The organism is Methylotenera sp. G11 (assembly GCF_000799735.1).
Classification (GTDB): domain Bacteria; phylum Pseudomonadota; class Gammaproteobacteria; order Burkholderiales; family Methylophilaceae; genus Methylotenera.
The window spans coordinates 570,337-593,536 of record NZ_JUHH01000001.1 but is presented as its reverse complement, the minus strand read 5'-3'; the positions used below and the strand labels follow the sequence as shown (position 1 = coordinate 593,536).

Annotated in this window: 11 protein-coding genes; 6 read left to right on the top strand and 5 right to left on the bottom strand. The window is 52.1% G+C overall.

Annotation, left to right across the window (positions count from 1 at the left end; all coding sequences use genetic code 11):
• Positions 1 to 136: 136 nt before the first annotated feature.
• The 5 genes from GQ51_RS02700 (at position 137) to GQ51_RS11975 (ending at position 13,985) form a co-directional block, all read left to right on the top strand.
• The gene (locus GQ51_RS02700; protein WP_047549466.1) at positions 137 to 6,340 is read left to right on the top strand and encodes a retention module-containing protein; all 6,204 of its coding nucleotides are present in this window, start codon (positions 137 to 139) and stop codon (positions 6,338 to 6,340) included.
• A 287-nt stretch (positions 6,341 to 6,627) separates the two neighbouring features.
• A complete protein-coding gene (locus tag GQ51_RS02695) occupies positions 6,628 to 7,950 on the top strand; it encodes a TolC family outer membrane protein (protein WP_047549463.1) in 1,323 nt (440 codons plus the stop codon).
• 212 nt (positions 7,951 to 8,162) lie between these two features.
• Complete coding sequence (locus GQ51_RS02690; RefSeq protein ID WP_235276149.1) at positions 8,163 to 8,810, top strand: transglutaminase-like cysteine peptidase; 648 nt, start codon at positions 8,163 to 8,165, stop codon at positions 8,808 to 8,810.
• 19 nt (positions 8,811 to 8,829) lie between these two features.
• The gene (locus GQ51_RS02685) at positions 8,830 to 10,773 is read left to right on the top strand and encodes an EAL domain-containing protein (protein WP_047549459.1); all 1,944 of its coding nucleotides are present in this window, start codon (positions 8,830 to 8,832) and stop codon (positions 10,771 to 10,773) included.
• Between the two features lie 125 nt (positions 10,774 to 10,898).
• A complete protein-coding gene (locus GQ51_RS11975; RefSeq protein WP_235276148.1) occupies positions 10,899 to 13,985 on the top strand; it encodes a bifunctional diguanylate cyclase/phosphodiesterase in 3,087 nt (1,028 codons plus the stop codon).
• A gap of 108 nt (positions 13,986 to 14,093) precedes the next feature.
• On the opposite strand, the gene GQ51_RS02675 is transcribed toward GQ51_RS11975, so the two are convergent.
• The 3 genes from GQ51_RS02675 to ylqF all read right to left on the bottom strand — a co-directional run bounded on the left by GQ51_RS02675 (position 14,094) and on the right by ylqF (position 19,315).
• Complete coding sequence (locus GQ51_RS02675; RefSeq protein WP_047549456.1) at positions 14,094 to 16,010, bottom strand: ATP-binding cassette domain-containing protein; 1,917 nt, start codon at positions 16,008 to 16,010, stop codon at positions 14,094 to 14,096.
• 334 nt (positions 16,011 to 16,344) lie between these two features.
• Positions 16,345 to 18,363, bottom strand: coding sequence for a UvrD-helicase domain-containing protein (locus GQ51_RS02670; protein WP_047549453.1), 2,019 nt, complete (start codon positions 18,361 to 18,363; stop codon positions 16,345 to 16,347).
• A gap of 10 nt (positions 18,364 to 18,373) precedes the next feature.
• Positions 18,374 to 19,315: a ribosome biogenesis GTPase YlqF gene (gene ylqF / locus GQ51_RS02665; RefSeq protein WP_047549450.1), complete on the bottom strand. Its 942-nt coding sequence runs from the start codon at positions 19,313 to 19,315 to the stop codon at positions 18,374 to 18,376.
• Between the two features lie 287 nt (positions 19,316 to 19,602).
• On the opposite strand from ylqF, the gene GQ51_RS02660 reads away from it, so the two are divergent.
• Positions 19,603 to 20,424, top strand: a complete 822-nt coding sequence (locus GQ51_RS02660; protein ID WP_047549447.1) for a class I SAM-dependent methyltransferase — start codon at positions 19,603 to 19,605, stop codon at positions 20,422 to 20,424.
• Between the two features lie 28 nt (positions 20,425 to 20,452).
• Here GQ51_RS02660 and GQ51_RS11970 read toward each other — a convergent pair whose 3' ends face one another.
• Together GQ51_RS11970 and GQ51_RS02650 are read right to left on the bottom strand one after the other, a co-directional pair.
• Positions 20,453 to 22,522: a diguanylate cyclase domain-containing protein gene (locus tag GQ51_RS11970; RefSeq protein WP_052177658.1), complete on the bottom strand. Its 2,070-nt coding sequence runs from the start codon at positions 22,520 to 22,522 to the stop codon at positions 20,453 to 20,455.
• 195 nt (positions 22,523 to 22,717) lie between these two features.
• Positions 22,718 to 23,200, bottom strand: a complete 483-nt coding sequence (locus tag GQ51_RS02650; RefSeq protein WP_047549442.1) for a cyanophycin metabolism-associated DUF1854 family protein — start codon at positions 23,198 to 23,200, stop codon at positions 22,718 to 22,720.

Below are 23,200 nucleotides of genomic sequence, written 5' to 3'. Positions count from 1 at the left end.
CGCATATTCACGTTCCGTCCGGCCGCGGTCTAGTACCAAGGTACTATATAACTCGTAGACCTAGTGCTCTAACATAACCTCAAATCATGAAACATTATTTTTAAATATAAATCGTGCGGTTATAAAGGAGTTCATCATGGCAATTGAAAATACAACTACGGTAAAAGCTGTCACTTCAGGTACGCAATTATCTTCTGTAGGCACCGTCAAGACAGTAGTCGGCTTAGTCAAGGCGGTTGATGCTAACGGTGCAGAGCGTGTCCTGCAGGTTGGTGACAAAGTATTTGCCAATGAAACCATTGTTACGTCTGCCGATGGCGGCGTGATCATCGAATTCCAAAACGGCAGTCACCTTGATTTGCCGCGTTCGGCACATATCATGCTGGACCCTGAAATATACAGCGCGCACGCCTCAACATCAATCGAAAAAGAAGCTTCAGACGAAGCCGCGCGTATTGCCAAGGCGATTGCCGAGGGCAGGGATCCTAATGCAGTCGCTAATCCTGCCGCAGCGGGCGGTGAAGCCGGCGATGAAGGCACATCTACACCGCTGGTGATTGATTTTGACAATACCTTGGGTAATGTCAACAGTGGTTACCCTACAGGGCCTATTTCTTTAGCGTTTCCTCCAATGCATGAAGAACTGCCACCGGTGCCTGAAACAGCCCCTATTATTCAGACCCCGCCAACTATTGACGTGACTCCTCCTGTGTATACGCCTCCGGAGCAGACTCCGCCCCCACATACTGCAATAGATGGTATTGTGTCTCCAGGGCAGGTTTTTGAAGAGGGGCTTGATCAGGCAGGCACGGACAAAGACGGTACCAGCAAAGATACCGATGCGGAAACAGCGCTCGGCGGCACTATTGTGATCGCAGATGCGGAAGGCCTGGCTGACATTGCAAGCATCACTATTGGTGGTGTGCAGTTCACTATCGGTGCAGGTGGCTTGGCTGCGCTTGTCGGTGAAGAAATTCCCGGTAATTACGGTTTCCTGAAAATCACCGCTTATGATGGCAATGGCACTTTCACATACAGCTATACCCTGACTACCAACACCAATGATAATGCAGGCGATGAAACAGACTCATTTACCGTTGTAGTGACCGACGCGGCTGGCCTAAGTGCAAATGCGTCTATTGTGATTACAATTATTGATGATGTACCGCTCCTTAATGTGACTGCGGCTCCGACCCTGGGCGCACTGAGCGTGGTCGAAGCGAGTGGTGCAGGCGAGGGTAAAGAAGCGACAGCTACCATTACTGCACCTGAGTTTACTTATCTTGCCGGTGCAGATGGCCTGCAAAGTTTAACAACGACCTACGCCCTGACCCTGGCAGGCGGCACCGCCACTGGCCTGGTCACCACTGACGGCAACTACCCGATCACCTTATCCGTCTCACCGGACGGCCAGACCATCAGCGGCCTGTACAACGGCAGCAACGTCGCCTTTACCGTGACCCTGTCCGGCAACACCGTGACCCTGGTCTCCAACGTTGCGCTGGAACATGACAACAACCAAGGCCCGGTACCTGCGGAAGACAACACCCTGGACATCAGCAGCCTGATCAAAGTGACCGCCACCATCACCGTGACCGACAATGACGGCGACGTCGTGAGCACCAACATCAGCACCACCAACCCGCTGTCCATCGAATTCGTGGACACCAACCCAAGCATCACCAACGTTGTCGCCCCGACCCTGGGCGCACTGAGCGTGGTTGAAGCGAGCGGCGCGGGCGAGGGCAAAGAAGCGACCGCCACCATCACGCCACCGACCTATACGGCCTCAGGCGTTGACGGCACCGACGGCGGCGTAGTGACCTACGCCCTGACCCTGGCAGGCGGCACCGCCACTGGCCTGGTCACCACTGACGGCAACTACCCGATCACCTTATCCGTCTCACCAGACGGCCAGACCATCAGCGGCCTGTACAACGGCAGCAACGTCGCCTTTACCGTGACCCTGTCCGGCAACACCGTGACCCTGGTCTCCAACGTTGCGCTGGAACATGACAACAACCAAGGCCCGGTACCTGCGGAAGACAACACCCTGGACATCAGCAGCCTGATCAAAGTGACCGCCACCATCACCGTGACCGACAATGACGGCGACGTCGTGAGCACTAACATCAGCACCACCAACCCGCTGTCCATCGAATTCGTGGACACCAACCCAAGCATCACCAACGTCGTCGCCCCGACCCTGGGCGCACTGAGCGTGGTTGAAGCGAGCGGCGCGGGCGAGGGCAAAGAAGCGACCGCCACCATCACGCCACCGACCTATACGGCCTCAGGCGTTGACGGCACCGACGGCGGCGTAGTGACCTACGCCCTGACTCTGGCAGGCGGCACCGCCACCGGCCTGGTCACGACTGACGGCAACTACCCGATCACCTTATCAGTCTCACCGGACGGCCAGACCATCAGCGGCCTGTACAACGGCAGCAACGTCGCCTTTACCGTGACCCTGTCCGGCAACACCGTGACCCTGGTCTCCAACGTTGCCCTGGAACATGACAACAACCAAGGCCCGGTACCTGCGGAAGACAACACCCTGGACATCAGCAGCCTGATCAAAGTGACCGCCACCATCACCGTGACCGACAATGACGGCGACGTCGTGAGCACCAACATCAGCACCACCAACCCGCTGTCCATCGAATTCGTGGACACCAACCCAAGCATCACCAACGTCGTCGCCCCGACCCTGGGCGCACTGAGCGTGGTTGAAGCGAGCGGCGCGGGCGAGGGCAAAGAAGCGACCGCCACCATCACGCCACCAACCTATACGGCCTCAGGCGTTGACGGCACCGACGGCGGCGTAGTGACCTACGCCCTGACTCTGGCAGGCGGCACCGCCACCGGCCTGGTCACGACTGACGGCAACTACCCGATCACCTTATCAGTCTCACCGGACGGCCAGACCATCAGCGGCCTGTACAACGGCAGCAACGTCGCCTTTACCGTGACCCTGTCCGGCAACACCGTGACCCTGGTCTCCAACGTTGCCCTGGAACATGACAACAACCAAGGCCCGGTACCTGCGGAAGACAACACCCTGGACATCAGCAGCCTGATCAAAGTGACCGCCACCATCACCGTGACCGACAATGACGGCGACGTCGTGAGCACCAACATCAGCACCACCAACCCGCTGTCCATCGAATTCGTGGACACCAACCCAAGCATCACCAACGTCGTCGCCCCGACCCTGGGCGCACTGAGCGTGGTTGAAGCGAGCGGCGCGGGCGAGGGCAAAGAAGCGACCGCCACCATCACGCCACCAACCTATACGGCCTCAGGCGTTGACGGCACCGACGGCGGCGTAGTGACCTACGCCCTGACCCTGGCAGGCGGCACTGCCACTGGCCTGGTCACGACTGACGGCAACTACCCGATCACCTTATCCGTCTCACCGGACGGCCAGACCATCAGCGGCCTGTACAACGGCAGCAACGTCGCCTTTACCGTGACCCTGTCCGGCAACACCGTGACCCTGGTCTCCAACGTTGCCCTGGAACATGACAACAACCAAGGCCCGGTACCTGCGGAAGACAACACCCTGGACATCAGCAGCCTGATCAAAGTGACCGCCACCATCACCGTGACCGACAACGACGGCGACGTCGTGAGCACCAACATCAGCACCACCAACCCGCTGTCCATCGAATTCGTGGACACCAACCCAAGCATCACCAACGTCGTCGCCCCGACCCTGGGCGCACTGAGCGTGGTTGAAGCGAGCGGCGCGGGCGAGGGCAAAGAAGTGACCGCCACCATCACGCCACCGACCTATACGGCCTCAGGCGTTGACGGCACCGACGGCGGCGTAGTGACCTACGCCCTGACTCTGGCAGGCGGCACCGCCACCGGCCTGGTCACCACTGACGGCAACTACCCGATCACCTTATCCGTCTCACCAGACGGCCAGACCATCAGCGGCCTGTACAACGGCAGCAACGTCGCCTTTACCGTGACCCTGTCCGGCAACACCGTGACCCTGGTCTCCAACGTTGCGCTGGAACATGACAACAACCAAGGCCCGGTACCTGCGGAAGACAACACCCTGGACATCAGCAGCCTGATCAAAGTGACCGCCACCATCACCGTGACCGACAACGACGGCGACGTCGTGAGCACCAACATCAGCACCACCAACCCGCTGTCCATCGAATTCGTGGACACCAACCCAAGCATCACCAACGTCGTCGCCCCGACCCTGGGCGCACTGAGCGTGGTTGAAGCGAGCGGCGCGGGCGAGGGCAAAGAAGCGACCGCCACCATCACGCCACCAACCTATACGGCCTCAGGCGTTGACGGCACCGACGGCGGCGTAGTGACCTACGCCCTGACCCTGGCAGGCGGCACTGCCACTGGCCTGGTCACCACTGACGGCAACTACCCGATCACCTTATCCGTCTCACCGGACGGCCAGACCATCAGCGGCCTGTACAACGGCAGCAACGTCGCCTTTACCGTGACCCTGTCCGGCAACACCGTGACCCTGGTCTCCAACGTTGCCCTGGAACATGACAACAACCAAGGCCCGGTACCTGCGGAAGACAACACCCTGGACATCAGCAGCCTGATCAAAGTGACCGCCACCATCACCGTGACCGACAATGACGGCGACGTCGTGAGCACCAACATCAGCACCACCAACCCGCTGTCCATCGAATTCGTGGACACCAACCCGGTTTCACTCACACCAACAGCAATCCATATGATTGATTTGGCCACAGCGCCTGCAATCACTGAGAACCTGCATTTTGTGTCTGGCGCCGATGGTGTGCAAACCGTCAGGTTTACTATTACCGATGGCGTGGCAGCGATTGATGAAAGCACCGGTAACCATCTGGCCTACAACGGTCAGCAGTTATATCTCCATTATGGACAGACCAATGGCGTGATTGACTATACGATTCTTGTGGCGACCACTTCTTCGGCGCTTGCGCCTAATGGTGTATTAACGAGCGGTTCAAATGTTGCATACTGGATCGATATTAATCCGGACCCATTAAGCGGTGCTGGCGGCAGTTACACCATGCATTCCAATGGCGTGATCAGTAACGGCACTGAAACCACTGCAACCAACTTGAACAGTGTTGGCGGCGGTAATGTGACCTTGAAGGCAATTTCCAATATCGGCGGCACTACGGAAGATGTGGTGCTGACAACGAAATCCGGCCTGACAGTCAACACCAACTCGAGTGCTATTGGTATCGGTAACGGTCAAAGCTTTAATGGCACCGATGGTATCCGTTTTGACTTCACCAACGGTACGGTGAGCGGTAATGGCGGCAATGCGGTTTACACGGCAGATGGCACACATAACCTGACTACTTCATTCAAACAGGAAATCAGCCTTACTGCCGGTGCCAGCCATGCTGACATCACGATTAAAGCCATCTTGGCAGATAGTGACAATGTATATTATGGTGATGCTAGTGGTGAAACCCCTGTATCTATCACTGCCGTAAGGGTCTATAGCGGAACGCTGGCACAGGTTCAGGCCGGAACCGCCACGGAAATCCATGATGGTCAAAGCGTAAACGGAATAACGCTGGACTACACTATTAATGCGAACGGTACAATTAATATTGTCGGTTTGCAAAGTGGCTGGGTTTTTGTTGTGGAAACTACCGACAGCTTCAGCGCCTTGCAGATTGATTCCTTGAATACGACCGGCAACTACAAACTGGGCGTGTTCGCTTATGGCGAGTCAAGCGCCGGCGACCCGGTAGACCTTTCATACAATATCGTCGGAGTCGATGGTGACGGCGATACCGTAAGCGGTACTTTAGCGGCTACTTTATACCCTGCCAGTGCAACGCAGAGCGGAATCAATGATGGCACACCTAACGATACGCTGATCGGTACCATCAATACCGATTACCTGCTGGGCAATCTTGGCGATGACGTGCTTAGTGGGTTAGGCGGCAATGACGTGCTTGTAGGTGGAGCAGGTACTGATACCCTGACCGGTGGCGACGGCGTGGACAGGTTCGTGATGACGAATGGCGACGGGCCGGATATCATCACGGATTTCACTCTGGGCAACCTGAATCCGGCGAATGGCGCGGTGAGTGCAAATGCAGATATTCTGGATATCAGTGATGTTCTGGCTGGTGCAGAAATAACGGCTGCAGAGTTTGCCGCATCTCCAGGCTCTTTCATCACATTCGTTCAGTCAGGTGCCAATACGAATGTGGTGCTGGATCTGGATGGCGTTGCAGGAGGCACTACACATGTTGTTGCTACACTGCAAAATACGACAGCCACTAATTTTGATATCAATACTTTGATTGGCAACGGGCAAATTGATTACACTTCATAGACGCTAAATCTGACTATAGAAGTTTAATCAGGTTAGCTGACCTTTAAAAACAGACGTGTCATAACGTCTGTTTTTTTATGTATCGCAGGCACAATTCATTCAATTGGCCTGTTTTTTTCAAGATTACATTTGTTTACATTTCAAGTGTCTCTTTTTAGCAACAAGCGCATGATTTATTTGTAGAATATTATTAAAATTAATTTGCAATAGATTGGTTATGCAATTACATTGTAAATTAAGTGTAACTAAACGTGTGGCCACGTAAAATAAGAAAAGTGAGGTTGAAAATGAATAAGAAGTTGATAGTGCTTGCAGTGTCATTAGCGTGTCAAATTGGCTTGATCGGGGCAGCCAGTGCAACCACTCTGGCTGAAGCTGTCAACCAGACTGTCAGGTCGAATCCAGACATTCTGATCGATGCGAATCGCAAATTATCAATCGATCATGCGGTTAAACAGGCAGAAGGTGGCTACTACCCAAAAATTGATATGAACCTGGGTTACGGTAGCGAGTGGAGCAAGAATATTACAACACGGCCCAGACCTGGGCATGACGATACACTGACCCGACGCGAAGCCGGCTTGACACTTTCCCAGCTGATTTATGATGGCTCGGCAACCGCCAGCGAAGTAGAGCGTCAACAAGCGCGCTTGAGTTCTGCATCACGCAAGGTGATGGGTACTTCCGAGCAGATAGGTTTGAAAGCTGTTGAGGCTTATTTAAACGTGCTGCGTCGCTCAGAGTTGCTCAAGTTGGCGCAGGCCAACCTTGAAGTTCACGAAAAAACATTTACCCAGATCAAAATCCGCAGTGAAGGTGGTATCGGACGTAAGGCCGACCTGGATCAGGCGCAAGCCAGGCTGTCACTTTCACAAGCCAACGTTGCGGCTGCAGAGGCAAACCTCAGGGAATCCAACATTGCATACAACCGTGTAGTTGGCGCGATGCCGGATACACTGGTCAAGCCAGATGTGGCGAATGCCCCGGCAAGTGTGGATGAGGCATTGAGCACTTCATTGGAAAGCAATCCTATCCTGCGCTCGGCAATGGCGGATATTGAGGCTGCACAGGCACAGAACAGGGCAGCAGAGTCTTTATTGAAACCGCGTTTACACCTTGAGCTGGGTACCAGCTTCAATAATGACCTGGATGGTGTTAATTATAAAAACAATGATGCTTATGCCATGCTGCGTATGCGTTATAACTTGTTTAACGGTGGTTCAGATGTAGCCAAGATCTCTGAAACCACTGTTCAGATTCAAGAGGCGACAGAAGTGTTCCACCGTACTCAGCGCCAGGTAGAGGAAAGCCTGCGACTATCATGGAACTCCATGGTGACCGCGCAGGATCGCTTGCCAAAATTGAAAGCGACAGCCGAAGCGGCAGCGAGAACGCGCGATGGCTACGCACAGCAATTTAATTTAGGTCAACGTACTTTGCTGGACTTGCTGGATTCTGAAAACGAGCTGTATATCGGACGTTCAAACTATCTGGATGCGCAGTATATTGACTTGTTTTCCCGTTACCGCTTAATGGCCGATATGGGTAAACTTCTTGAAACACTTGGCGTTGCGCCAAGAGATGAGTCTAAAGAAGTGGCAGCAAAATAATTTTACACAGGCTACTGGTAGCAAATGGCGCCTTATACTTCAGTGAGTGAGATGCTTATACTTCCAGGGTGATTTTAAAAAACCGGATTTAAATCTCCGGTTTTTTTATGTGTGTTATTCGCTTAGGCTTAGAAAATATACTCAAATAGACAATGCCACATTGCATCACAATAAGACCTATTGCACCGTGTCTGCGTCTGATCGTAGTAGTTTTGCTATTAGGGGTATCGTTTCTGTTGCCGGCCGTGGTCGGCGATAGTTTCAATATAACTATATCGGATAAGCAGTTTTCTGCGATTGAGCGTAAATACAAGGCAGCAGGGCGCAAACGTGTGGCGGATTGGGTGCAGCTTGTGTATTCAAGCCAGGGCAGGTCGACGGAGGAGAAACTGGTGCTGGTGAATGATTTTTTTAATCAGAACGTGCTTTGGGTCTCTGATTATGATCATTACGGCGTTGAAGATTACTGGTCAACGCCACTGGAAACCATTGCATCAGGCGGCGGCGACTGTGAGGATTTTTCAATTGCGAAATACTTTACATTGATTGCGCTGAATGTGCCGATGGAGAAGCTGACCATTACTTATGTTAAGGCCGATACCGTTAACCCCGTCAACCGCTCGCATATGGTGCTGACCTATTATGAAAGGCCTGCGGCGGTGCCGCTGGTATTGGATAACCTTAACCCTGAAATCAAACCGGCTTCCGAACGCAAGGATCTTGCCCCGGTATATACGTTTAACGGCCAGGGCTTGTGGCTGGCTAAAGAGCGTGCATCAGGCAAAAGCAGATCAGGCAGCCCAAGCAGCATTGCATTGTGGCGTGACATGACATCGCGTATGGGTAAGGAGTTCGAGTGAAACTTGTAAAGGATTCAAGATGACGTTACTTAAGCAGCTTTTGGCGATGATAGTCCTGCTTTTTACGATGCTATTCATAGGCTCATTTTCACTTAGCATAGAAAATACGCGCAGTTATCTGAATAACCAATTGCGCACCATCTCCCAGGACACCGCAACCTCGCTGGGCATGTCTTTATCCCCGCACATCAGCGACCAGGATTACGTCATGGTCGAACGCATGGTCAGCGCCGTTTCTGATAGTGGTTATTATCGCCAGGTGCTGGTTACCGATGTCGAGGGTAAAACCATCATTAACAAAACACAGCAGGTCAATCTGAATGATGTGCCTGAATGGTTTATTGATATGTTCAAACTGGATACGCCGCCGGGTGAGGCGCTGATCATGTCCGGCTGGCAGCAGGCGGGTATGGTCAAGGTTCTGGTAAACCCTGGTTATGCCTATATGTCCTTGTGGTCGAGTGCGATACAGACTTTCCTGTGGTTTGCAGGCATGTCGGTACTGGCTGCAATCCTGGGAGTGGTCGCCCTGCATTACATACTTAATCCTTTGCGCATGGTAGAAGCGCAGGCGCGTGCAATCTGTGACCGCGAGTACCCGATACAGACCAGGCTGCCGTGGACCATTGAATTGCGCAGCGTTGTTGAAGCCATGAACCGCATGACGAATAAGGTCAGGCAGATGTTTGACGAGCAGTCTGCCTCAATTGAACGCCTGCGTTCTGAAAACTACCTGGATAGCCTGACCAATCTGGCCAACAGGCGTTATTTCGACATGCAGCTTAATCATCTGATTAAAACAGGTGAACACGGCGCCGTGATTCTTCTTGAGCTGAAAAATTTCAAGGAATACAACAAGACGCACGGTTTCCAGGCCGGTGACGAACTGCTGCGCAACACGGCAAGTTTCATTAATGCAATCTGCAAGGCGCAGCCTAATCAGGAGTACTTTGTAGCACACTTATCCGGCGCAACTTTTGCCGTCGTGATCAGCAATGTCGATGAACAGGAGGCCGCTGACCTGGGTGACAGGATTGCGCGCTCATTGCCAAGGTTCAAGGAGCGTGGCCTGGTGGAAGCTGATGAAGTCGGGCATGTCGGCATCGCGCTGTTCAGTAATGAAAGCTATGGCGAGGTGATGTCGGCAACCGACCTTGCATTGCGCACCGCACAGCATGAAGGGCCTAATGCGATGCATCTGGTGGTGCCGTCGAAATCTGTTGCGAGCGTCGTCAATACTTCGACACATTGGGGTGAAGTGCTGCGAGAAGCGTTACAGAACAACCGTTTGTCTTTATTGATGCAGCCGGTCAAGGATGCTGCTGCTGCAATACTGCACTACGAAGCGCTGATGCGGCTTACTGACGCCAAAGGGGAAATGATTCCTGCCAGGATATATACCCAGATGGCAAACCGGCATGGCCTCGCCATGGATTTTGACAAGGTCATGGTCGCTGAGGTGTTTTCAAGACTGGTAGCCAAGCGTTATGGCGCTACACCCATTGCGGTCAACATTTTTCCATCCAGTGTCCAGAACCAGGTTTTTGTTGATTGGCTCTGCGCTGAATTGGCTGAAAATCCAGCAGCCGCTTCCAGGTTGCTGATCGAGGTTCCTGAGTATGGTGTTCTTGAGAATATAGAAGCCCTCAGGGAATTCATCAAGAAGCTTGCAGTGTACGGCACGCGTGTCGGCCTTGATCATTTTGGACGCGGTTTCTCTTCATTTGGCTACCTGAGCAAGCTCAAGCTGGATTATATTAAGATAGACGGCGGCTACGTGCATGGGCTTGTCGATAACAAGGATAACCAGTTCCTGATCGAATCTGTAGCACAAGTGGCGCACGGCCTGGATATCAAGGTTTATGGCGTTGCTGTAGAAGATGCGGATCAATGGAAATTACTGGTTGATTTACATCTTGATGGGGTGTTAGGGTACGGGGTAGGGCGGCCGGAAGATATTTAGATCATGCCAGCCCTATTAAAAAAGCGGTATTTAATAAAAACAATATTTGATTCTGTACATTTATCTATGAAATTGTTGTCAACAGCAGGTTTGTTCTTTCAAGGCATGCAATGGCTATAAAAAACATGTCAGCCAGCCCTTTTGCACGATACACATGGACTTCCATGGGGGTATTGATTGCCATTGCGATTTATTTCGTATCGCACATCCTGCTGGAAAGAAAGATTGATTACGCCAAAGGGATCCGCTATCAATCCGTTCTGCTGCTCAGTGAGTTCCGCCAGTCTTTGGATGACCAGAGGCGCATGGCGCTCACCTACGTTGCAACAGGCAACCCTGCTTATAAGAAGCAGTACCAGAGCATTATGGCTATCCGCGAAGGCAGGCAGGTCCGGCCAGAGCGGCATAACCAGCCTTACCTGGGTTTGGGCATCAAAGAAAGCATGTCTTCAGAACGGCCGATCGCTCTGCTCGATTTAATCAAGCAGGAAGGATTTTCAGAACAGGAGTATCGCAAACTCAAGGAGGCCGACTCCAGGTTTGATGAGATCAACGCCACAGAGTTACGTGCGATGAAGCTGATTGAAGCCCCGGGACTGGATATTGAAGCCAGGAGGGCGAGGGCAACCCAGATCCTGCAGGATGGCAAATACCAGCAAGCCATTGCCGCCATTATCCGGTCCATCAACGACGTCAGCACAACCATTACCGAGCGCAGCCTGAATGCAGCAAAATCTGCAGAAACGCTTTCTATCATTCTGAAAATCCTGGCAGCTTTGTTCAGCTTTGCCTTTATATTCACTTGCCGCAAGGCTTACCTGGCCTTGAAAACCCAGCTTGGAGGGTCGGTAGATGAGATTCAGGAGCATGTGACCAAGTTGAGTACCGGTAACCTGCAGCATACCTTACCGATTACGGATGATATGGAAAACAGTGCTCTGGGATGCCTTGCAAAAATGCAGGCCAGCCTGATTGAAAAGAACCTGGAGCAGAAAAAGTTCGAAAAGTACGAATATCTGCGGAATATTATTTTTGAACAGCTGGCCAGTGATGAGCCGCTGCCCAATATCCTTAAAGTGATCGTGCGCGGTATCGAAAAATTAAATCCGGAAATGACCTGCAGCGTGATGCTGATGGATACGGAAAGCAAGTTTTTCAGTAAATGCATTGCATGCAACCTGCCTATTTTTTTCAGAACAGCGATTAGCCGGGTTGAGATCGGCATTGGCGTCGGATCCTGCTCTGCGGCAGTGTTTACCGGTGAGCGTGTGGTCGTGGGAGATATTGCCACTCACCCTTATTGGGCCACATTGAAGGATCTGGCGGCGCAAGCCCGTTTTGGTGCCTGCTGCTCACAGCCAATCCGCTCCTCGTCCGGAGAATTGCTGGGGACGTTCGCAATTTATCATCATGAATCGCGCGAGCATACCAAATCCGACCTGAACATCCTTGAACAGTCCGCGCGCCTGGCGGGAATCGCAATAGAACGCAAATTGATTGAGCAGAACCTGCAGATTGCCGCCATTGCGTTTGAGTCTCAGGAGGGGATGCTGGTGACCGATGCCAACCGCGTGATACTGCGCGTAAATAGTGCCTTCAGCCAGATCACCGGGTATTCAGAAGATGAGATCATAGGCAAACATCCTGGCATGCTCAGCTCCGGCCGCCATGACATGGATTTTTATGCAAGCATGTGGGAAAGCATTGTCAATACCGGCTCATGGGAAGGCGATGTCTGGAATAGGCGCAAGAACGGCGAAGTCTACCCGGCGCACCTTACTTTCACCGCGGTAAAAGGCCGTGACGGCACGATCGTCAATTACGTGGCAACCCTGGTTGACATTACTTCGCGGAAATCCGCTGAAGAAGAGATACAGCATTTAGCCTATTACGATTCGCTCACCGGCCTACCAAACAGGCGGCTGCTCATGGACAGGCTAAGCCAGGCGCTTGTCACCAGCTCAAGGGGTAAAGGCGGCGGTGCGATCCTGTTTCTTGACCTAGACCATTTCAAGACGCTGAATGATACGCTAGGCCATGATGTCGGCGACCTGCTCTTGAAACAGGTTTCGGAAAGGCTGACTTCCTGCGTGCGGGAAGGCGATACCGTAGCGCGTATCGGTGGCGATGAGTTTGTCATCATGCTGGAAGGTTTAAGCGACTCCATATTCGAGGCTGCCAGACAGGCCGAGCTGATCTGCGAGAAGATCCTGAGTGTGCTTAATCAGGCATATCAGCTTAACGCTTACGAATACCACAGCACGACAAGCATTGGCGCAACCTTGTTCAGCGGCCATGAAATAGAATCCGACGAGCTGCTCAAGCAGGCTGATATTGCCATGTACCAATCCAAGACCGCCGGGCGCAATGCGATACGGTTTTTCGACCCTGTGATGCAGGAAGTCATTAACAACCGTGCGCTGCTTGAGCGTGAGCTGCATAAAGCCTTTGATAACGAACAGTTCCAGCTGCATTACCAGCTTCAGGTCAATAATCTTGGGCAGGCACTGGGTGCAGAGGCACTGATACGCTGGATGCACCCTGAACGCGGCATGGTGTTGCCTTTCCACTTTATTTCGCTGGCAGAAGAAATCGGCCTGATCCTGCCGATTGGCAAATGGGTGATTGAAACTGCGTGTTCGCAACTGAATGCCTGGCAGCAGAGCAAATTCACAAAAGACATTGTATTGTCGATTAACGTCAGCGCCAAGCAATTCCGCCAGGCCGACTTTGCGGAGCAGATACAGGATGCCGTGAACCGGCATGGCATTAATCCTGCACTGCTCAAGCTGGAACTGACGGAAAGCCTGCTGCTCGAAAATGTGGAAGATATCATCGCCACCATGACCACACTGCGCGAAATCGGTGTGCAGTTCTCACTGGATGATTTCGGCACCGGCTATTCATCATTGATGTACCTGAAGCGCCTGCCATTGAACCAGCTTAAGATTGATCAATCATTCGTGCGCGACCTGATTACAGACCCAAGCGACCAGGCGATTGTGCATACCATCATCGCGATGGCAAAAAGCCTGAGCCTGGACATTATCGCTGAAGGCGTAGAAACCGAAGAACAGCTGCATTTCCTGCTTAATAAAGGTTGCACCTGCTACCAGGGTTATCTGTTCGGCAGGCCGCTCCCGATCCAGCAGTTTGAAGATTTACTGAAAATGCGCGTTTATGAAGCGGAGCAGCTTGCCATAGCGCCGTAGTGACTTGCTATAGCGCTATAGTGAGATGGGCAGTCGCTGGTTTTGAGTAGCGTTAACGTCCGGAGTCGGGTTGAATGTGCCTGGGACTGATTCAATCCGGTAGTTTCATCAGACTTTCTTTTCCAGCGCATCCCATCGCGTTATTTTGGCTTCGATTTCTGTATTGATCCCGTCCAGCCGCATTTGCAGCGATTTGACCAATTCGGTATTGCTGTAAGTTTCCGGTTTGGCCAGTTCTTCATTGATCGTGAGCTGTTCGGTTTCGAGTTTTTCAATGGCAAGCGGGAGTTCTTCCAGTTCTTTTTGCTCTTTAAAGCTCAGTTTGGATGACGCAGGTTTTGCTGCCGGGGTGTTTGCAGGCGCAGCCGATTGCTTGGCTTTGGCCTGCTGCGTATTGGTGGCGGTTTTCTGGTCTTCCAGGCGTTTTTGCGTATAGCGCTGCCAATCGTCGTAGCCGCCGCCGAATTCGGTGAGCTGGCCATTGCCTTCAAAAGCAATGACCTGCGTCACGGTATTTTCCAGGAAAGCGCGGTCATGGCTGACCAGGAACAGCGTGCCGCTAAAGTCCTGAAGCAGGCTCTCCAGCAATTCCAGCGTATCAATATCCAGGTCATTGGTCGGTTCATCCAGCACCAGGATGTTGGCAGGGCGCGCAAACAGGCGTGCGAGCAGCAAGCGGTTGCGTTCGCCGCCGGAAAGCGACTTGACCGGCGAGCGTGAGCGCTGCGGCGGAAACAGAAAATCTTCAAGGTAGCTGATGACATGTTTGCGTTCGTTGCCGATTTCTACAAAGTCGGAGCCCGGGCTGATCGTGTCAGCCAGTGTGGCTTCTTCATTCAATTGTTCGCGCATCTGGTCAAAGTAGGCAACACTCTGCTTGCTGCCGCGTTCAATATGGCCGCTGTCTGCTTCTATTTCACCGAGGATCAGTTTGAGCAGGGTGGTTTTACCTACCCCGTTAGGGCCAAGCAAACCGATTTTGTCGCCGCGTAAAATACGGGCACTGAAGTTTTTGATCAGTGTTTTATCGCCGTATGATTTGCTCACGTTTTCCAGTTCGGCGATCAGTTTTCCGCTGCGCTCACCGGCATCCACATTGAGTTTTACGTTGCCCTGGCGTTCGCGGCGCGCGGCGCGTTCCAGGCGCAGCGCTTCCAGGCGGCGTACGCGGCCTTCGTTACGTGTGCGGCGCGCTTTGATGCCTTGGCGTATCCATACTTCTTCCTGTGCCAGGAATTTATCGAATTTTGCGGCATGGGTTTCTTCAATTGCCAGCAGTTCTTCTTTTTTAATCTGGTATTGGCTGAAGTTGCCGGTGAAATCGGTTAGCTTGCCACGGTCCAGTTCAGTGATGCGCGTTGCAAGCCGATCCAGAAAGCGCCGGTCATGGGTAATGAACAATACGCTGCCGTTAAAGCCCAGAAGCAGGTCTTCCAGCCACTCGATAGCGCTCAGGTCCAGGTGGTTGGTCGGTTCGTCCAGCAGCAATACTTCAGGCTCGGCAACCAGTGCGCGACCCAGCGCCACACGCTTGCGCCAGCCGCCGGACAGGGTGCTGATGAGTGCATCGGCATTCAGGTTCAGGCGGCTTAATACGGCTTCTACGCGTGATTGCGCTGCCCAGCCGTTCTGTGCATCAAGGTCATGCTGCAAGGCTTGCATGCGGGTCATGAGCGCTTCGATATCCGCATCTGGCATGCCCATGTCGTGCGTGACCTGGTGATAATCTACAATCGTTTGCTGCAAGCTGCCCAAGCCTTCAGCAACGGCCTCGAATACGGTGTGGGTTGCGTCCAGCTCCGGCTCTTGCGGTACGTAGACGACGCGTGCCCCCGGATCGCGCCATACGGTGCCGTCATCCAGCTTGGAGGTGCCCGCTATCACTTTGAGCAGGCTGGATTTTCCTGCGCCGTTACGGCCGATCAGGCCGACACGTTCTCCGGCATCGAGTTGAAATGATGCATGGTCGAGCAGTGCGTGATGGCCGTATGCAAGTGAAGCGTTGTCCAGGGTGATGTAAGGCATGTGTAACTTTCAAATATCTTCTAATTCCGTCATTCCGGCGGAGGCCGGAATCCAGACAGGTTTCATGGTCAAATAAAATGGTACAAGCAAGGATCCATATTAATTTTTAAAAAAGAATTAAGTTGTGTATGGATTTCTACATTAATTTTTTTAAAATCAACACTCTAAATATCACCTTGCCTGGATTCCGGCCTCCGTACCACAGGCACTCCGATTTTCTAAGCGCTAAAGCACTTGCAAAGTCGTATGCCGGAATGACGACTTTTTGATATTTCTGTGAAAAACTGAATCAATCTTTGGTTTCTGTAAAGGCCTTTCAGTGATTCAAAAGCCACTAATTCTTACCTAGCATGGCTCTGATATTCGCCATTTTGGATTTACCGAAATCTTTACTGGCTTCCGGGTCTTTATTAAACGGGTTGCCAAAGTGGCGTACATCATCTTTGGGAATCTCTGCGATGAAACGGCTGGGTTCGCACGCTTCCATTTCACCGGCACGTTTACGCTTTTTGCACCATGAGATATTCAGTGTTTTTTGCGCACGTGTGATGCCGACATACATCAGGCGGCGTTCTTCTTCGATCTTGTTGTTGTCGATGCTTTCACGGTGCGGCAATATGCCTTCTTCGCAGCCAATCAGGAATACATGACCGAACTCCAGGCCTTTGGATGCGTGCAGCGTCGATAGTTTCACCGCATCGGGTTCACCGTTCTCGCGGCCTTCCAGCATGCTCATCAGGGTTACCATCTGCGTCAGTTCCAGCAGGTTCTTGCCGTCGGTTTCATTGCCGTATTCAGTGCTGGGCTCGCCTTTTTTCGTGAGCCAGCCGACAAAGTCCAGCACGTTCGCCCATTTAACCTCGGCGGCACGCTGTTCTTCTGTATCGTAAAGGAATGTCTCGTATTGTATCGCTGCCAGCAGATCATTCAACACTTCGCCTGCGGGATCGCGCACGGCTCTATCCTGCAGCTTGTTAATATACTGACAAAAAGTCAGCAGGTCTTCCAGCTGCTTGTTGCCGACCTGGCTTTGAAAACCGCCTTCGAATGCGGCGGCAAACAGCGATATTTTATGCGCGCTGGCATACTCACCCAAACGCTCCAGTGTGGTGTTGCCTATGCCTTTTTTTGGGGTGGTCGCGGCGCGGATGAATGCCGGGTCGTCGTCTTCATTTGCCACCAGGCGCAGGTAGCTGATCAAATCCTTGATCTCTGCTTTATCAAAAAACGATTGCCCGCCCGATACCGTGTAAGGGATTTTATGGTTGCGTAAGTGCTGCTCAAGAATGCGTGCCTGATGGTTGCCGCGGTAGAGTATGGCGTAATCTTTGTAATAGGTGCGGTTTTCAAACTTGTGCGCCTGCAGCTTCATCACGACGCTTTCCGCCTCGTGTTCTTCGCTCATTGCCGCAGTGATCTGGATCATTTCGCCGGTGCCGTGCTCGCTCCATAGTTTTTTCTCGAACAGTTTCGGGTTATTGCTGATCACCTGGTTGGCTGCCCGCAAGATACGTACGGTAGAACGGTAATTCTGTTCCAGCTTGATGACTTTGAGCTTGCTGAAGTCGGTAGTAAGCTGGCGCAGGTTTTCCACATCTGCACCGCGCCAGCCGTAGATGGCCTGGTCGTCATCGCCTACGGCGGTAAACTGCCCGCGCACGCCGGTGAGCATTTTCACGAGTTTGTACTGGCAGGCATTGGTATCCTGGTATTCGTCGATCAGCAGGTATTGCAGTTTGCGCTGCCATTTGTTCAGTGCTTCTTCGTGTTGTTCGAATAACTCAACCGGCAGCTTGATCAGGTCATCGAAATCTACCGCCTGATAGGCTTTCAGTGTCTGCTGGTAGATTTGATATACCTTTGCAGCTGCCACAGTCAGCTCTTCATCTGCCTGCGCCTTGGCCTGATCCGGGTTGATGAAAGCGTTTTTCCAGCTCGATATCTGCCATTGGGTTTTGCGCAGGAGCTGCTTATCTGTCGTTGCCAGCACATCGGCCAGTATCTTGAAACTGTCGGATGAGTCCAGGATGGAGAACTGCGGTTTATAGCCCAGCAGCGACGCTTCAGCACGCAGCATTTGCAAGCCTAGCGAATGGAACGTGGCAATCGTCAGGCCCTTGATGTTTGTACCCTGCATCAGCTTGCCTACACGCTCCTGCATTTCCAGCGCGGCTTTGTTGGTAAACGTGATTGCGGCGATTTCTTTGGGGCTGTAGCCAGCCTCGTTGATCAGGTAGCTGATCTTCTGCGTGATGACGCGGGTTTTGCCGCTACCGGCGCCGGCCAGCACCAACAGCGGGCCATCAAGGTATTTCACTGCCTCGCGTTGAGGCGTATTCATGGAGTTAAGCATTGCGGGGGTCTTACAGAGAGGTGTCAGTCGCGTTGTCAGTATCCGTGTTGTTTTCTGACGTGTTCGGTTGTTCAGGCAGGGTTTGCGCCATCATTTCAGCCCTGGATGCCGGAGATTCCAGGCTGACGCGGCCAATCGCGCCGCTGCGGTAATCGGTGAGAAAGGCAACAGCGGTTTTTTCCATATCCCACAGGCCATCATGGCGCTTATAGGAACGGCGTTTTGCAATCGCTTCCAGCAGGTCTACGCCATCCATGACATTCACGTCGAGCTTCATCGCATCCAGTTTGTAGCGCGTGTTAAGCAGGGCAGGGTAGCTTTTAAGCAGGATGTTGGCCAAAAATGTCGCTACATCTTCATCGATTACCGCGTTGCGGCCAATGGCATGGCTGGCCGCCAGCATATAACCATCTGAATCATAGGCGATTTTCGGCCACATCATGCCCGGAGTGTCGGTGATACTCATGGTGTCGTCAATATCAAAACGCTGCTGGCTTTTGGTCACGGCCGGTTCATCACCCACTTTTGCAACGCGGCGGTTGAGCAGTGCGTTCATGAGCGTGGATTTACCGACGTTCGGTATGCCCATGATCATCATGCGCAGCGGTTTCAGGTGTGAGCCGCGGTGTGGCGCAATTTTGCGGCAGATGGCAGGGATTTTCTTTGCATCACCTGGTTTTTTACATGAAAGCGCTACGGCTTTGGTGTTGGGTTGTGCATTAAAGTAATTCAACCAGGCCTGCGTGACGTCCGGGTCGGCAAGGTCTGCCTTGTTCAATATCTTGAGCTGCGGACGCTGACGGAACAGGCGTATCTCATCAATCATTGGGTTATGGCTGGCGGCAGGTACGCGCGCATCCAGCACCTCAATCACCATGTCGGTAAACTCCATGGTTTCTTCGGCTTTCTTGCGTGCTTGGGTCATGTGACCCGGATACCATTGAATACTCATAAACTTATTCGCCACAGATGAACACAGATGAACACAGATAACCCCTAAACCGCTTAAGTGAGTAAATTTTATTTGCCGTCTCGATCTCGTTGAGCCAGAAAACTCAAGATACTTCAGGCAGCGCTTCAGCCCTTGGCTTATTGTGAGGCCACACAACGGATGTGTGAGGCATCTGTAAAACCGCCTTGGCGGCATGATTTTACCATTGCAGCCAGCTTTATTGATTTTTATCTGTGTGCATCTGTGTTTATCTGTGGCCAAAATAGTTTTTGATTTAAAATGCACCTATGACACTTATCCCAGAAATCAAACCCAATCAATCCATAGAACTGCTCAAAGAGCTGCATATCCTGACGCGTGACGGCAAGCTCAATCAGGATAGCCGTCGCAAACTGAAGCAGGTTTATCACCTGGTCAATTTCATCGAGCCTTTATTTAACGACGTATTGACTGGTAACCCTGACCCTGTGCTGGTTGACCATGGTGCAGGAAAGTCGTACCTCGGCTTTATTTTATATGATTTACTGCTTAAGCAACTGGAAGCGGGGCAGGTCATTGGCATTGAAACTCGTGCAGAACTGGTGGAGAGGTCGAGGCTGCTGGCTGCTCAGCTTGGGTTTGGCCGTATGCATTTCGAGCACTTGACCGTAGAGGAATCAATCTCTTCACCGGTGATTCCTGAGCGTGTGGATATTGTGACTGCATTGCATGCCTGTAATACTGCTACCGATGACGCGATCCAGTTTGGCTTGAAAAAGCGCGCCAGATATATGGTACTGGTGCCATGCTGCCAGGCTGAGGTCGCTGAGGTGTTAAGAAAGCGCAAAAACGAAAGTTTCGGGAAAACGCCGCTGAGTGAGATCTGGCGCCATCCTATCCACACACGGGAGTTCGGAAGCCAGATTACCAACGTATTGCGCTGCCTGCAGCTGGAAAGTGCCGGTTACAGCCTGACGGTCACTGAGCTGGTCGGATGGGAACATTCCATGAAAAATGAATTGATCATTGCCAGGTACACAGGCCAGCCACGTAAAAATGCGCAGGACAGGCTGGATGCGATTCTGGGTGAATTGAACCTTGGTGAGCTGCAGCATCGTTTCACTGCCTAGCGGCTAACGGTCTGTTTATTGAATTGGCCTAACTTGCATGCATGCGGTCGATTTTCCTGACGGCCTCATAAAAATGGACCCGGTTGCGCCCGGCGTTTTTTGCCTGGTACATGGCATCGTCAGCATGACGCAGAATGTCGTTAATATAATCTTTTTCATCAATAAATAGCGTTGCGCCTATGCTGGCCGTACAGTGATGCCTGATGGTAAGGTCTCCGCCTTCTTTGTCTTTTATCTTCAAAACATAAGTTCTGGCGAGTTCCATTCGGATCTTTTCTGCCAGCATTCCAGCCTCCAGTTTTGCGGTAGCGCTATCTGCACTCAGCTCGGCAAGTACGATGACAAATTCATCGCCTCCCATGCGGGAAACCGTGTCCGTTTCGCGCACACAGTTCCTGAGCCGGTTTGCCGCTTCGACCAGCAGCAGGTCGCCGGCTTCATGGCCGTACGTGTCGTTAAGCGGTTTGAATTTGTCTAAATCAAGGAAAATCAGCGCGCCGTATTTACGGGTGCGTTTACTTGCGGATATCACCTGGCTTAAGCGATCGAGCAGCAGGCGGCGGTTAGGCAGTTTAGTGAGGGGGTCATATAGCGCCTGTTTGCGTATGAGTTCTTCCATTTGCTTTCGTTCGGTGATATCGGCATGGGTGCCGATGACGCGCAGCGGTTTGCCATGCTCATCACGGCTGACAACAAGGCCGCGGTCAAGTATCCATTTGTAGCTGCCGTCCTTGCAGAGTAAACGTTGTTCGTTGATGTAAACCGGTGTTTTGCCATCCAGGTGGTCCTGTACGCAGGCCATCGTTTTCGCTATATCTTCAGGGTGAATGATTTTTTCCCATTCGCTCAAGTTGTTACTGATGTCGCCTTCGTTATAACCCAGCATCTTTTTCCACGATTTTGAGAAATACACATGATTACTGGCTATATCCCAATCCCACAAGCCGTCACCGGTGCCTTCGATAGCGAATTTCCACCTGAACTCGCTTTCCTCAAGGGCATGCTCACGGTCACGTAGTGCCGTCAGCAGGTGATTGAATGCTTTGATCAGGTCTCGAATCTCACCGTGGCCGGTTTCAGGGAGCAGCACATTATGTGTATCAAGCTTGGCTAGAATAGCCAGCTTCTTGATGGTTGAAAATATCGGTGACAGCTCCTGCCATAACAGCCACCAGATGATGGCGCCTAGCACCAGGGTGAATATGGAGGCGCTGATCAGTATCAGTGACTGCATTTTCCTGATGGGAGCAAAGGCTTCCGCTGTCGGGATAGAAGCGACCATGATCCAATTGGCAACGGGAATCTGCTTGGCGGAAGACAAGACTTCGACCCCGTATGCATTGATGGAAGTCCCGCTTTCCTCAAAGCCTTGCAGGTGGCGGTCTATCAGCCTGCTGGCGCCTGGCGGCAACTGGTGCTGCAGCACCCGGCGTTTGTCAGTGCTGGTAATGATCGTCCTGGTTTTTCGGTCTTCCAGCAGGAAATAACCGGTAGTGCCGTAACGGCTGTTTGCGATCTTATCCAGGAAATTTGGCTTGGTCAGGTCAATACCGCCAGTCAGTGCTCCGATCACTTGGCCTTGAGGGTTGCGAATCGGTACCGCAATGCCGAATACAAGATTTTTGATGACTTTTCCATACAATATCTCGCTGATGGTCGGCTGCCCTTTATCCAGCGCTGTGGCAATAAAGGCCCTGTCCCTGTAGTTCATCCCCATGCGTTTGAACTGGCTGGGGGTGGATGCGATCACGTTACCGTCAAAGTTGATAATGGTGGCGCCTGCGTTGTAATCCCGCTTGATGATGAAACGGTCATCCAGAAAGGCTTGCAATTGGGTCTGGTCGCTGAATCCAAGCTGACCTATTTTTTCAGCAAGGCTTTCAAGTGTGCGTTGTCTTTCTGTCAGGTCATTATTGATCTGGTTTGCCAGCAAGGCTGTCGTAGAAAGTTGCTGCTGCCCGATCTGTCTGGCGAGGTCGCTTTGGAGTTTCTGGGTGGTGTAATATGAAAGTACCCATACGCCAGCAATAAAAACAGCCAGGGTAAGCGTTGTTACCCTGGTTTTAATTGAACTGATTTTGAGGAAATTGAAGGTCATTTTTAATTATTAGGTATGAATATGAATCAATATTCACATCTATAACAATATGCCAATATCCAAAATGTTTCTATCATTATTTGATGTGCCCAAGGCGCGGTTTTTGTGGTTTGAAACAGCACAGGTAACGCAGCTTAACGGTAATGCCAGGATGGCTCGCATGACCTGCTGCACAGCGGGATTGGAACAGTAAGGTTATAGAAACCTGTCCAGCAGTTTCCTGGAGTGTCTGTCCAGTTGCTCTATGCTGCCTATCGTGAAATTAACACCATTTTTATCGGTGATCAGCAGCCTGTTATTTTTAGGCCGCCATATCTGGTCTTCAGCTTTGAGTATCAGCTGGGTGTTGCCTTTGTCGGTTTCCACATCCCAGGTGCTGGGCGTGGCGAAACTTGAAACGCGGATAATGCGCAGGATCACCGGCATGAACTCGCGCTGCGCCAGCACAGTGTCGATCAGTGTTTTCATTTCTGACGGTATCGCTGCCAGGTCAGGAATCCACGCAAGTTCATGGCCTTCCTTGCTGATGATGGAAAGCCCTTCGTCAGGCGCAGATATGGGAAATGCGCGCACCGGGTTGACATCTTCATATGTAACACCGTTGCCGGAAGTGAATTGCAGTTGCCCGGCACTGTTGCGTAGCAGCCGGAAGTCTATGTCGGATTTGATCGTATTCAT

Coding starts and splice junctions, on each gene's coding strand:
- GQ51_RS02700 (WP_047549466.1), top strand. CDS start 137: ATGGCAATTGAAAATACAACTACGGTAAAAGCTGTCACTTCAGGTACG.
- GQ51_RS02695 (WP_047549463.1), top strand. CDS start 6,628: ATGAATAAGAAGTTGATAGTGCTTGCAGTGTCATTAGCGTGTCAAATT.
- GQ51_RS02685 (WP_047549459.1), top strand. CDS start 8,830: ATGACGTTACTTAAGCAGCTTTTGGCGATGATAGTCCTGCTTTTTACG.
- GQ51_RS11975 (WP_235276148.1), top strand. CDS start 10,899: ATGTCAGCCAGCCCTTTTGCACGATACACATGGACTTCCATGGGGGTA.
- GQ51_RS02675 (WP_047549456.1), bottom strand. CDS start 16,010: ATGCCTTACATCACCCTGGACAACGCTTCACTTGCATACGGCCATCAC.
- GQ51_RS02670 (WP_047549453.1), bottom strand. CDS start 18,363: ATGCTTAACTCCATGAATACGCCTCAACGCGAGGCAGTGAAATACCTT.
- ylqF (WP_047549450.1), bottom strand. CDS start 19,315: ATGAGTATTCAATGGTATCCGGGTCACATGACCCAAGCACGCAAGAAA.
- GQ51_RS02660 (WP_047549447.1), top strand. CDS start 19,603: ATGACACTTATCCCAGAAATCAAACCCAATCAATCCATAGAACTGCTC.
- GQ51_RS11970 (WP_052177658.1), bottom strand. CDS start 22,522: ATGACCTTCAATTTCCTCAAAATCAGTTCAATTAAAACCAGGGTAACA.
- GQ51_RS02650 (WP_047549442.1), bottom strand. CDS start 23,200: ATGAATACGATCAAATCCGACATAGACTTCCGGCTGCTACGCAACAGT.